This is a genomic window from Yoonia sp. (assembly GCF_014859355.1).
In the GTDB taxonomy this organism is placed as follows: domain Bacteria; phylum Pseudomonadota; class Alphaproteobacteria; order Rhodobacterales; family Rhodobacteraceae; genus Yoonia.
The window spans coordinates 79,522-91,928 of sequence record NZ_JACUUJ010000006.1 but is presented as its reverse complement, the minus strand read 5'-3'; the positions used below and the strand labels follow the sequence as shown (position 1 = coordinate 91,928).

Below are 12,407 nucleotides of genomic sequence, written 5' to 3'. Positions count from 1 at the left end.
CCCGCACAGGCGTCGCCGCGCTGGCAAGGGGCGGAAAGTAAAAACGCCCCAGTGCAATAGGCGTGGGCGGAGGTTGCACGATCGGGCATCAGGCCTGATTGCCCGATGATATTTGACTGACGCGGTTGATCCCGTTCAATTTCGTGCACCGCCGCTTTTGGTGGATGTCTGAATATTGCTCTGGTTGCAGGTTGCCCTGTCTATTCGCGCCAAGCCATCATAATCCACTGGATTTTCAACCTGATCTGGTGTTGTAACACCCACAGATTTGATTTTAGTTGTCTACATGTGGGTTATTTTCCAGCGCGAACCATTAAATAATTCTTGCTGCACATTGACAAATCGCAATCGTGGCGCGGTTTCTTAACTTTTAACTATTTTTATGTATACAAATTTGCAAAAGGGTGGGCATGGCCGAAATTGGTAAGAAAAAGAGCTTTCAACGCGCCTTGGTTGGCCTGCGTGATCGTATCCTTGTGGGTGATCTTGTGCAGGGCGACCGTGTGTCCGAGGTGGCCCTATCCGAAGAACTGGGTATTTCGCGCACGCCGCTGCGTGAAGCAATGCGCGAACTGGTTGATCAGGGCTTGCTGGAACGGTTGCCCAATGGGGGCTGCCGTGTCAGCAGCTTGACCAAACGCGACGTGCAGGATTTCATTGCCCTGCGTGGCCTGATGGAAGGTGCCGTTTTCCGCATTGCGGCCGAACGCGGGATCACCAAGGAAAAACGCGAATCTTGCGAATCTGTCATTTCTGAGATTGACATTGCCTTGGGCGAATCGGTGGCGCATATCGATTTTGACCGCTATGTCGCACTGAACGCCAAACTGCATCAAAAGCTTGCGGCGCTCTGCGATAGCACTGTCATGGTGGCGGAACTGGCGCGCATCAGTAAACGCCCGATGGCCGGGCCCAGCGCATTTTTGTCCGATCAAGCTTTGGCACCAAAGACCCTGCAGTCGCTTTATGTTGCGCAGTATCAGCACAAGGCTATTTTGAACGCGATTGCAAACCGTGAAGGCGCACGGGCAGAGTCGCTGGCGCGTGAACACGCCCGGCTTGCACACCGCAATCTTGAATTTTTTCTTGCTTCAGAGCGCCCGACAATCAAGGGTGTTTCAGGGCTGACGTTCGTGCAAATTGATGCAGATACCGGCGTGGGGATGAAGCCCTGAATCGGTTGGCGGTCAGGGTCTTTTGCGCGGTGCCCGCCCGATCGACGTATAGGCGACAAACCCGGAATCCAACACATCATCCGGTGCATAGATGTTGCGCAAATCAGCCATGAGCGGTTTGCGCATTGCGGTGGCCAGCCGCCGCAAGTCTAATGCGCGAAATTCGTTCCACGCGGTCAGAAGGACCAAAAGATCGGCGCCTTTTACCGCGTCATAGGCATTTTCAACCCATGCGACACCCGGCAGCAGCGCCTCGCCTTCGGCGCGGCCATGGGGGTCGGTCACGCGCACAGTGGCCCCGCCGCCGAGTAAGGCGGGCACAATGGTCAGCGCGGGCGATTCGCGCATGTCATCGGTATTTGGCTTGAATGTCACACCCAGCACCGCGACGATTTTCCCGGCAAAACTGTCATCACACAGATCGCGCAGTTTTTCGATCATCTGGCGTTTGATTTGTTCATTCACCTCGATCACGGTTTCAGTGATTCGCATGGGCACGCCGTTTTCCTGACCGATTCGGGCCAGCGCTTTGGTATCCTTGGGAAAACATGATCCGCCGTAACCGGGGCCGGCATGCAGGAATTTGTTCCCGATCCGGCCATCATAGCCGATACCCTTGGCAACCTCTTTCACATCGGCACCGGTGCGTTCGCACAGGGAGGCGATTTCGTTGATAAAGGTGATCTTGGTTGCCAGAAACGCATTGGCGGCATATTTGATCATTTCCGCGCTTTCCAGATCGGTTGTGACGATCGGGAAATCGCGCAAGAAAAGCGGGCGATAGATTGCTGCCATCACAGCTGCAGCGCGGTCGCTTTGCACACCGACGATCACGCGGTCCGGGCGCATGAAATCATCAATCGCCGCACCTTCGCGCAGAAATTCCGGGTTGGAAGCGACATCGAAATCAAGATCGGGGTTTGCGGCCCTGACAACATTTGCCAGCTGGCGGTTGGTGCCGACCGGAACCGTTGATTTGGTCACAATCACAACGTAGCCTTTGGCTGCGCGTGCGATTTCTTCCGCGGCGGACATAACGTAGGACACATCGGCATGCCCGTCGCCGCGCCGCGTTGGCGTCCCGACGGCAATGAAAACGGCGTCTGCCCCCTGAATGGCTGTTGGCAGATCGCGGCTGAACGTAAGGCGGCCTGCTTCGGTGTTGCGGGCTAATATCGCATCAAGCCCAGGTTCAAAGATCGGTATTTCGCCCCGTTCGAGCATATCAATCTTGCGCGAGTCTTTATCGACGCAGACAATATCATGACCGAAATCCGCAAAGCAAACGCCCGAGACAAGCCCGACATAACCTGTTCCGATGACTGCAATTTTCATGTTCAAAGCCTGTTCTTGTAAGTTCAAAATGATTTGGTGTCATTTTATCAGCCGGTTTCGATAATTGCACTTGTCTGTTCGGCCCAAGATAGGTGATTGCATGATAAATATGTTCTTCATAAGACCGGAGATTGACGCATGAAATCCCTTTTGTGCGCCGCGTTATTGATGCGTCACCGCGACGCCATGCCTGTTCCCGCAGGGGCGCAGGTCGTTTTCGCACCGGGGGGGGGCGGCACGTGATGTTCATGGGTCTGAACGGGCAACGGTTTGAAATTGGCCAGTCGATCCCGCGACCCTGTTCTTTGAAAACGCAGGTCAGATTGCGGTGATGTCCACCTTCATATCGCGCCATGCCATTGCAACTGGAATTGATCCGTCAGGTGATTAGCTATCGCTATCGGTGTCGCGGCTCAACAGATCAAATTTTCGCAGTTTGACGTAAAGCGACTGCCGTGACAGCCCCAGCATTTCGGCAGCGGCGACCCGATTATTCATGGTCAGCTTGATTGCAGTTTCGATACACATCTTTTCGACGACATCGCTTGTTTCGGCGACGATCTCCTTCAGTGTGGCACTGCCGACAAGTTCGGCGACAGACCGCATACTGTCATCGCTGGTCGGTGCAACGGTCGTGCGCACAGTTTCCGCCTGGCCGGCATCACGCATGACAAAGGCAAAAATGGCGTAACCTGCTGCATGCAGGCGCGTGACCGAAATTTCAACCGACCGCGGGCTGCCATATTCACCTGCAATTTTGGTGACATACATCCGCATCCGGCCCGCACGGTTTGCGTTATCGATCATGACCTTGAAGTCGACGCTGCCCCGTTGCATGAAATCAGCAAGGCTACGTCCGCGCAAATTGATGTCATGGGCCACATCAATCATTTCCATAAAGGCATCATTTGCTGAAAGCACATCGCCATTATCAGAGGCAAAGACAATCGCTTCGGGGGCGTTGTGATAAAAGTCGCGCATATTGCGGTTCAGGTCATCGGCCGCAGCATCGCCATCGTCGGGTGTGACGATCCGGCACAATAATGTCCGTTCTCCCGCTGCCCGGAACAGCGTAGGTTTGATTGTGACAGCCTGCCCCTTGCCGCGCAATTCCGTCTTTGTAAATTCGCTTTGGCCGGAAATCGCCTGTGTTGTCAGTGTATTCACCAGATCACTGCGCTTGCGGCCATCAAAGATTGACGTAAATTGCTGCCCAATCAATTTTTCGCGTGCACAGTCGGTCAGGGCAAAGGCCGCCGGATTGGCGTCTATGATTTCGCCGCTTTGAGTTGAAACAAACATGACAGGATCTGCGATATTTTCCATCAAGACCCGGAACCGCGTGTCATATTCGCGCTGTATTTCATAGTCGCGTTCCAGCGCGAGCTGTGCCTTGACCAACTGTTGCTGCATTTCCGCGATAGGCCGCAAATCTGAACCAAGCAACAGAATGGCCCCATCCGGACCGATCCGGTGGAAACTATACCTTATCGGAAATTCCCAACGGCTTGATTCGTCGGAATGGTTCAGTTCGACCGGGCGCACGTCTTTTTTACCAGCCAGAAATGACTCGAGCCGGTTCTCGAATTTTGGAACGCTTTCCACATTCAGGGTGGCTCGGATATCCTTGCCTTCCCAATTATCCAACTTGTGAAAAGCATCTTGTGCCGGATTGGCCAGCACAGAAAGCACGATCCCTGCATCAGAAATCACAATGCCAAGGTCTGCAACCTCTGAAATGATATCGCCCAGAATTTCCGGCGCGATTAGCGGAATCGCACCACTGTTCCAGTATTTTGTCCCGCGCGATGTCATCGCCGGCGAATCTTTTTAAATTGCAAACTCACGGCTTAAATCTCGTGCATCAAATTGATGCTGTCTTTTGGTTTTGTAGTCAGGCCGCACCGTCTTAGGGCCTCATCTGGTCTTTTGGTGGCATGGTCCGCGCCTGTCAGTGCCTTTAGGCTTTTTTCAGCTATTGTTTCAAATATTGACCCGCCGATGACCACCGGTGGCGGTTGCCGCGATGACGCTTTGACAACATCAACGATCCGCCGGAGCGTTTCAAGCTTTTCACTTGGAGATGCAGACAGAAAAACAGCCTGAAACCGCACCATTTTCATCTTAATGGCCACGTCAGCAGTGGACAGACCCAGCATGATGGTCACGGCATAGCCTTTGCGCCGCAACTGCCCGGCCAAAACCATGGCCCCAAGCGTATGGTGCGCATTTTCCGGCACGATCAGCATGATCGCTGGCGCATCGGCTATGGCGGTGTGATCATGCGACCAAACGGGGCCCAGTTCACGCAGCATCGCTTGCAGCCGCGAGACACCGATCGTCACGCCCACAAACCCAATTTGGTCCGAACACCATTGCGCACCCAGTTGTCGGGCCAGTTCCGGGATATAAAAATCTGCCATATCTTCGCGCAAAACCCCGCTGGCCAAAGCGTCCCGCATCACGCAGGTGCAATCGGACGGGTCTGTGCTTTGTGTGGCTTGCAGCAATCTGGTTACGACCTCGGAATCAAGATTCTGCGGGGCATCCTCGACAATGGTCAAAGTTGCCTCGCCCGCTGGCCTGTTGGCCTGCGATGTCTGCGCAACTTGGCACACCGTGGCGTCGATGTTCCGATAATCGGCCATACACGCTTCCTCTGGCTGATAACCGCGCACTCAATATACGCGGGCAGCATTCGCACGCATTGTCCTTTATGCAAGAAAGAATGTCAAAGAAAATTGACATTATTCAAAAAACCCCAAGCTAAAAGTAAAGTAAACCTATGAAAGTAATTAGTAAAAAGCGAAAATAGCCTCTTTCGGACAAACTTGTCAATTCATCGCATAAATGTGTAAGTTAAAGTTGACACTCACCATATTTGCCACCTAATCTTGACACAAGAAGATGTCAGGGAACCGTTACATGTCTGTCGCCACAAACCAAACGATGCACACAGACGTGCCAACTGCTGTATCAGTGCGGCGGCTTTATTCTGACGCTGAACGCGCCAGGCGCGATGCGACGCACTGGACTTTGGTGCAGGGTATTCTGGCCCCGGTGCAATTCCTTGTTTTTCTGATCTCTTTGGCGCTGGTGGTGCGTTACCTCTTGACGGGGGCTGGATACGACGCAGCCACCCTGTCGGTGATGATCAAGACGGGTGTCTTGCTGACCATTATGGTGACGGGTGCCATTTGGGAAAAAGTCGTCTTTGGCCAGTATCTTTTCGCGCCCGCCTTTTTCTGGGAAGATGTATTTAGCTTTGCGGTTATCGCATTGCATTTGCTTTATGTTTTCGCCCTGCTGACTGATGCGCTTGCCCCGGTGGGGCTGATGTATCTGGCGCTGGGGGCTTATGGTGCCTACGTAATCAACGCGGGTCAGTTCGTGTGGAAACTGCGCATGGCGCGGCTGGATGCGGAGGCACGCCAATGAACGCCCCGCTGACCCCCACAAACGGTGGCTGCCGCAGCGCGCCGATCCTGAAAGAACGCGGCCAGCGCGAGGTATTTTGCGGCCTGACGGGAATCATCTGGCTGCATCGTAAAATGCAGGATGCCTTCTTTCTGGTTGTCGGGTCGCGCACCTGTGCGCACCTTCTGCAATCTGCCGCAGGCGTGATGATTTTTGCCGAACCCCGATTCGGCACCGCGATTCTGGAAGAAACCGATCTGGCAGGGTTGAAAGACGCCCATCAAGAGCTTGACCGCGAGGTCGCCCGCCTGCTGGAACGCCGCCCCGATATCCGCCAGCTGTTCCTTGTTGGGTCGTGCCCCTCCGAAGTGATCAAGATTGATCTGTCCCGCGCCGCTGAACGGCTTTCACAGCTTCACGCACCACATGTGCGGGTGCTGAACTACTCTGGTTCGGGGATCGAGACGACATTTACCGAAGGCGAAGACGCCTGCCTTGCCTCGATGGTGCCGGTGCTGAAAGACACCACCGCGCGCGAATTGCTGGTGGTCGGTGCCCTGCCTGACGTGGTTGAAGATCAGATGCTGGCGCTGCTGGCCGACTTGGGCATCGGGCCGGTGCGCTTGCTGCCCGCCCGCCGCATTGATGACACCACCGCCATTGGTCCTGACACCGTTTTCGCGCTGGTCCAGCCGTTTTTGGGCGAAACCCATGCGGCTCTTGAACGGCGCGGCGCGCGGCACCTGTCGGCACCGTTCCCCTTTGGCGACGAAGGCACAACGGCATGGCTGCGCGCCATCGCCACGGAATTTGGCGTCAGCGAAGAAACCTTTGATGCCGTCACCGCCGCCCCTCGCGCCCGCGCCCGCAAGGCGATTGCCCAAGCGGCAGAGGTGCTGCGCGGTAAATCGGTGTTCTTCTTCCCTGACAGCCAGCTTGAAATCCCGCTGGCCCGGTTCCTGACCCGTGAATGCGGTATGACCGCTATCGAGGTTGGCAGCCCTTATATCCACGACGCCCTGCACGGCCCTGATCTGGATCTGCTGCCCGCCGGGCCGCAGATTTCCGAAGGGCAGGACGTGGATAAACAACTTGACCGCGCCCGCGCCGCGCGCCCCGACTTGACGATTTGCGGCCTTGGCCTTGCCAACCCGCTAGAGGCCGAGGGCCTGTCCACCAAATGGGCAATCGAACTGGTTTTCACCCCGGTGCATTTCTACGAGCAGGCGGGCGATCTGGCCGGTCTCTTCTCGCGCCCGCTGCGCCGCAAGGCCGCACTTCGGCTGGAGGCCGCAGAATGACCCATTTCAACTTCATCTTGGCCGAAAAACTCCGGGGTCCGGGGCAGCGCCCCGGGGGTCAGCCATGAAACTGACCGTCTGGACATATGAAGGCCCGCCGCACGTTGGCGCCATGCGCGTCGCCACAGCGATGAAGGGGTTGCATTACGTGCTGCACGCGCCACAGGGCGACACATACGCTGATTTGCTGTTCACCATGATCGAACGGCGTGACCACCGTCCGCCGGTCAGCTACACCACCTTTCAGGCGCGCGATCTGGGGTCTGACACCGCAACCCTGTTCAAGAAATCCTGTCAGGATGCCGTTGACCGATTCAACCCACAGGCCATCATCGTGGGTGCGTCCTGCACTGCGGAACTGATCCAGGATGATCCCGCCGGTTTGTCGGAAACCATGGGTCTGTCGATCCCGGTGATCCCGCTGGAATTGCCCAGCTATAGCCGCAAGGAAAATTTTGGCGCGGACGAGACATTTTACCAGATCGTCAAGAATCTCGCGCGCGCGCAGAACCGTACCGCGCGTGTGACATGCAACATCCTAGGGCCAACCGCCCTTGGGTTCCGCCACCGCGACGATGTGGAAGAAATAAGCGGGTTGCTGTCCGAACTTGGCATTGACATCAATGTGGTTGCACCGCTGGGGGCAACGCCTGCGGATATTACGCGCCTGCCTGCTGCGCATTTCAACGTGCTGCTGTCGCCTGAAACAGGCGAGGCAGCGGCCCGCTGGCTGGAAAAGACCCATGGTCAGCCCTACACGAAAATCGTGCCCATCGGCGTTGGTGCCACCCGCGATTTCATCGCCGAGGTGGGCCAGATCATCGGCAAATCCTTAGCAATCGACGAAAGCCGCCTGCGCCTGCCATGGTGGTCGCGGTCGGTGGACAGCACCTATCTGACCGGCAAGCGCGTGTTCATCTTTGGCGACGGCACCCATGTCGCCGCCTACGCCCGCATCGCCCGCGATGAAATGGGGTTCGAGGTGGTTGGCATCGGCTGCTACAACCGCGAAATGGCGCGCCCCATCCGGGCTCTGGCCCAGAATTACGGGCTGACCGCCTTGATCACCGATGATTACCTCGAGGTCGAGGCGGCGATCGAGGCGGTATCACCCGAAATGATCCTTGGCACACAGATGGAACGCCATATCGGCAAGCGCCTTGGCATTCCCTGCGCCGTGATTTCCGCGCCTGTGCATGTGCAGGACTATCCTGCCCGCTATTCCCCGCAGGCCGGATTCGAGGGGGCGAATGTCATTTTTGACACGCTGATCCACCCGCTTGTCATGGGGCTTGAGGAACATTTGCTGACAATGTTCCGCGATGATTTCGAATTTCATGATGCCGCAGGCCCTAGCCATCACGGTGGGCATGTCCAAATTTCGCGAAATTTGGACGCCTCCGGCGGGAGTTTTCCGGCCAAGATGAAGCAGGAGCCTGCTGATGATAACATCGTGTGGTTGTCGGATGCGGAAAAGGAATTGAAGAAAATACCGTTCTTTGTTCGTGGCAAGGCCCGCCGCAATACCGAGGCTTTTGCCGTTCAGAAAGGGCTGAACGAAATCAGCCTTGATACACTTTATGAAGCAAAGGCACATTATGCGCGATGAGGTGATCCCTAGGCCCTACCGCGTGGTGATTGTCACGCTGGATGCCCATGCCGCTGGTCCTGCGGCGCGTGTGTCGGCCCGTCTGGCCCCCGATTTTCCCGGGCTGGACGTGCAGGTTCTGTCCGCCGCTGAATGGGGCGAAAGCCCTGCTGCGCTGGCGCGCGCCCGCGATGCGATTGCCGGTGGTGACATTATCATCGCGAACCTTTTGTTTCTTGAGGAACATATCAAGGCGATCCTTCCTGTCATGCAGGCCCGCCGTCATAGCTGTGATGCGATGCTGGGCATGATTGCGGATGGCGAAATCGTTAAGCTGACGCGCATGGGCGATCTGGATATGTCCAAGCCTGCCAGCGGGGCTATGGCGCTGCTGAAAAAGCTGCGCGGATCAGCCAAGCCGTCGTCGGATTCCGGCGCCAAGCAGATGAAGATGCTGCGCCGCCTGCCCAAGATCCTGCGGCTGATCCCTGGCAAGGCGCAGGATTTGCGCGCATGGTTTCTGGCGATGCAGTATTGGCTGGGCGGGTCGGATGACAATGTTGAACAGTTGATCCGGTTCCTGATCGGTCGCTATGCTACCCGCGCCGATTGGCAGGGTGCACAGGCCAAGGCGCCAATCGCATACCCTGAAGTGGGCGTGTATCATCCTGACCTGCCGGGTCACCGGATTGTCACCGATCTGGACGCTTTGCCCCAACCTGACGCGCCTGTGGCGACCGTGGGCCTGTTGATGTTGCGGTCTTATATCCTTGCGTCTGACTGTGCGCATTACGATGCTGTGATACGCGCATTCGAGGCGAAAGGGATGCGTGTCATCGCCGCCTTTGCCGGTGGTCTGGATGGCCGTCCTGCGATTGAACAGTATTTTCAAGGTAACGTCGATGCGATGGTGTCGCTGACCGGTTTTTCCCTGATCGGCGGCCCTGCCTATAACGACAGCGACATGGCGGTGAAGCTGCTGAGCGATCTTGATGTGCCATACATCGCGGCCCAGCCGCTGGAATTTCAGACCCTTGGCCAATGGGCCGACAGCCCGCAAGGGCTTGGCCCGATTGAAACGACGATGCTGGTTGCCTTGCCTGAAATCGACGGGGCGACGAACCCTACCGTTTTCGCCGGGCGTCATGGTGTGGATGGGTGCAAGGGATGCGCGCTGGCCTGCCCAGGTATTTCGGATTGCAAGGCGATGGCGCCTTGTCATGAACGCATCGACAGCCTGACCGAGAAAACCCTGCGTCTGGCGACCCTGCGCCGCAAGCGCAATGCCGACAAAAAGGTTGGCGTGGTTTTGTTCGGCTTTCCGCCCAATGCGGGCGCGGTGGGCACCGCCGCATATCTGAGCGTTTTTGAGAGCCTTCAAAATACGCTGACCGCGATGAAGGCCGATGGGTATACTGTGGATGTTCCTGACACCGTGGACGATCTGCGCACCATGGTCCTGAAAGGCAATGCCGCGCAATATGGCCAAGAGGCGAATGTCGCTGCCCATGTCGATGCCGACACCATCGTGCGCACCAGCCCGCATCTGGCCGAGGTCGAGGCCGTTTGGGGGCCGGCCCCCGGCAAGGTGCAATCGGACGGGCGCGGTGTTTTCATTTTGGGGCATCAGTTCGGCAATGTGTTTGTCGGCGTGCAGCCGACGTTTGGTTACGAGGGCGACCCGATGCGCCTGCTGTTCGAACGCGGCTTTGCCCCGACCCATGCCTTTGTCACGTTTTATCAATGGCTACGCGACACGTATGATGCGGATGTGCTGCTGCATTTCGGGATGCATGGCGCGCTGGAATTCATGCCGGGCAAGCAGGCCGGGATGGGCGCGAAAGACTGGCCTGACCGGCTGATCGGTGCGATGCCGAATGTGTATCTTTATGCCGCCAACAACCCGTCTGAGGCGACGCTGGCCAAGCGCCGGTCAAACGCCATCACCATCACCCATTTGACGCCGCCACTGACCACGGCGGGTCTGTATAAGGGGTTGGCCGAGTTGAAAGACAGCCTGACCCGCTGGCGCGAGATGCGCAGCGACGATGGCCAGCGCGCCGATCTGGAACTGCTGATCCGCGATCAGGCCACTGCGGTTGATATGGATGCGCGCAACATTGACAAGCTGTGGCTGACCCTGCTGGAAACCGAAGGATCGTTGATCACCGAAGGGCTGCATATTGTCGGCAAGCCGCTGTCGGACGCCGCCCGCGCCGATATGATCCGCCTGATGCCACCGGGCGCGGCGGCCGACCGCGCGGCGGAATTGCTGAAGAAAGATCACGAATTGCCTGCCCTGATGCGCGCGCTGTCGGCCCATTACATCGCACCTGTGCCGGGGGGCGACCTGATCCGCAGCCCGCAGATCGTGCCGACGGGGCGCAATATCCATGCGTTTGACCCGTTCCGGATGCCGACAGCCTTTGCGATCACCGAAGGCCGCAAGCAGGCTGACCTGCTGCTGAAAACCCATGATGCGATGCCGCGCACTGTTGCGTTAGTGCTGTGGGGGTCGGACAATATCAAATCCGACGGTGGCCCGATCGGGCAGGCGCTGGCCCTGATGGGCGCTGTGCCACGCTTTGACAATTTTGGCCGCTTGGCCGGCGCCGACCTGATCGCGCTGGAAACGCTGGGGCGTCCGCGGATTGACGTAATCATGACGCTGTCGGGCATTTTCCGCGATCTGCTGCCGTTGCAAACCCGGATGCTGGCCGAAGCCGCGCTGAAATGCGCGCAGGCCGATGAACCGCTGGACCAGAATTTCATTCGCGCCCATGCACTGACCTATGCGGCTGACATGGGCTGTGATCTGGAAATCGCCGCCTTGCGGGTGTTTTCAAACGCTGAAGGGGCCTATGGATCCAACGTGAACCAGTTGGTCGATAGTTCTGCCTTTGGAGACGAGGACGAATTGGCCGATGCCTATGAGGCGCGCAAATCCTTCGCCTATGGTGTCAACGGCAAGGCAGCGCAGAACCCCGCACTGCTGCAAAAAGCGTTGAAAGACGTTGATCTGGCCTATCAGAACCTTGAATCGGTCGAACTGGGGGTCACCACTGTGGACCACTATTTTGACACGCTGGGCGGCATTTCGCGGGCCGTGAAACGGGCCAAGGGCGGTGTTAGTGCGCCGGTCTACATCGGCGACCAGACGCGGGGTGCGGCCAAGGTGCGCAGCCTTCAGGCACAGGTCGCGCTGGAAACCCGGTCGCGCAGCCTGAACCCGAAGTTTTACGAGGCCCTGTTGAACCACGGCCACGAAGGTGTGCGCCAGATCGAGGCGCATGTCACCAATACGCTGGGCTGGTCGGCGACGACGGGCGAGGTGGAGCCTTGGGTCTATCAGCGCCTGTCAGAAACATTCGTGCTGGACAAGGCAATGCGCGAACGGTTGGCGGCGCTGAACCCACAGGCATCAATGCGGATGGCAAACCGCCTGTTAGAGGCATCAGACCGCGATTACTGGACGCCGGATGCCGATATGCGCGCGGCCTTGCAGGATGCCGCAGACGCACTTGAGGATCGCATGGAAGGGGTGGCAGCAGAGTGACCTTTTTCACAATGAATACAACTGAAAGGAGGCTC

At 57.4% G+C, this 12,407-nt stretch carries 8 protein-coding genes; 5 read left to right on the top strand and 3 right to left on the bottom strand.

Going from position 1 to position 12,407, the window contains the following annotated elements; all coding sequences use genetic code 11:
- Nucleotides 1-410 precede the first annotated feature (410 nt).
- Nucleotides 411-1,175 (top strand): GntR family transcriptional regulator, encoded by a 765-nt coding sequence (locus IBX59_RS04205; RefSeq protein ID WP_296372726.1) that lies wholly within the window; start codon nt 411-413, stop codon nt 1,173-1,175.
- 12 nt (nt 1,176-1,187) lie between these two features.
- On the opposite strand, the gene IBX59_RS04200 is transcribed toward IBX59_RS04205, so the two are convergent.
- The 3 genes from IBX59_RS04200 to IBX59_RS04190 all read right to left on the bottom strand — a co-directional run bounded on the left by IBX59_RS04200 (nt 1,188) and on the right by IBX59_RS04190 (nt 5,158).
- The gene (locus IBX59_RS04200; protein ID WP_296372725.1) at nt 1,188-2,510 is read right to left on the bottom strand and encodes a UDP-glucose/GDP-mannose dehydrogenase family protein; all 1,323 of its coding nucleotides are present in this window, start codon (nt 2,508-2,510) and stop codon (nt 1,188-1,190) included.
- 387 nt (nt 2,511-2,897) lie between these two features.
- Nucleotides 2,898-4,325, bottom strand: coding sequence for a transcriptional regulator PpsR (ppsR, locus tag IBX59_RS04195; protein ID WP_296372723.1), 1,428 nt, complete (start codon nt 4,323-4,325; stop codon nt 2,898-2,900).
- 35 nt (nt 4,326-4,360) lie between these two features.
- The gene (locus IBX59_RS04190; RefSeq protein ID WP_296372721.1) at nt 4,361-5,158 is read right to left on the bottom strand and encodes a cobalamin B12-binding domain-containing protein; all 798 of its coding nucleotides are present in this window, start codon (nt 5,156-5,158) and stop codon (nt 4,361-4,363) included.
- A 301-nt stretch (nt 5,159-5,459) separates the two neighbouring features.
- Between IBX59_RS04190 and bchF the strand changes: the two genes are divergently transcribed.
- The 4 genes from bchF to IBX59_RS04170 all read left to right on the top strand — a co-directional run bounded on the left by bchF (nt 5,460) and on the right by IBX59_RS04170 (nt 12,372).
- Entirely contained in the window at nt 5,460-5,948 is a 489-nt protein-coding gene (gene bchF, locus IBX59_RS04185) for a 2-vinyl bacteriochlorophyllide hydratase (RefSeq protein WP_296372732.1), read from the top strand.
- Entirely contained in the window at nt 5,945-7,228 is a 1,284-nt protein-coding gene (locus IBX59_RS04180; RefSeq protein WP_296372719.1) for a ferredoxin:protochlorophyllide reductase (ATP-dependent) subunit N, read from the top strand. Before bchF ends, IBX59_RS04180 begins: the two co-directional genes overlap by 4 nt.
- A gap of 64 nt (nt 7,229-7,292) precedes the next feature.
- A complete protein-coding gene (bchB, locus tag IBX59_RS04175; protein ID WP_296372717.1) occupies nt 7,293-8,837 on the top strand; it encodes a ferredoxin:protochlorophyllide reductase (ATP-dependent) subunit B in 1,545 nt (514 codons plus the stop codon).
- Nucleotides 8,827-12,372, top strand: coding sequence for a magnesium chelatase subunit H (locus IBX59_RS04170; protein WP_296372716.1), 3,546 nt, complete (start codon nt 8,827-8,829; stop codon nt 12,370-12,372). Before bchB ends, IBX59_RS04170 begins: the two co-directional genes overlap by 11 nt.
- The last annotated feature ends 35 nt before the right edge of the window (nt 12,373-12,407 follow it).

What these genes read in the sequence shown, in the direction of transcription:
- bchF (WP_296372732.1), top strand. Translation starts at nt 5,460, where the DNA reads ATGCACACAGACGTGCCAACTGCTGTATCAGTGCGGCGGCTTTATTCT.
- bchB (WP_296372717.1), top strand. Translation starts at nt 7,293, where the DNA reads ATGAAACTGACCGTCTGGACATATGAAGGCCCGCCGCACGTTGGCGCC.
- IBX59_RS04170 (WP_296372716.1), top strand. Translation starts at nt 8,827, where the DNA reads ATGCGCGATGAGGTGATCCCTAGGCCCTACCGCGTGGTGATTGTCACG.
- IBX59_RS04180 (WP_296372719.1), top strand. Translation starts at nt 5,945, where the DNA reads ATGAACGCCCCGCTGACCCCCACAAACGGTGGCTGCCGCAGCGCGCCG.
- IBX59_RS04205 (WP_296372726.1), top strand. Translation starts at nt 411, where the DNA reads ATGGCCGAAATTGGTAAGAAAAAGAGCTTTCAACGCGCCTTGGTTGGC.
- IBX59_RS04200 (WP_296372725.1), bottom strand. Translation starts at nt 2,510, where the DNA reads ATGAAAATTGCAGTCATCGGAACAGGTTATGTCGGGCTTGTCTCGGGC.
- ppsR (WP_296372723.1), bottom strand. Translation starts at nt 4,325, where the DNA reads ATGACATCGCGCGGGACAAAATACTGGAACAGTGGTGCGATTCCGCTA.
- IBX59_RS04190 (WP_296372721.1), bottom strand. Translation starts at nt 5,158, where the DNA reads ATGGCCGATTATCGGAACATCGACGCCACGGTGTGCCAAGTTGCGCAG.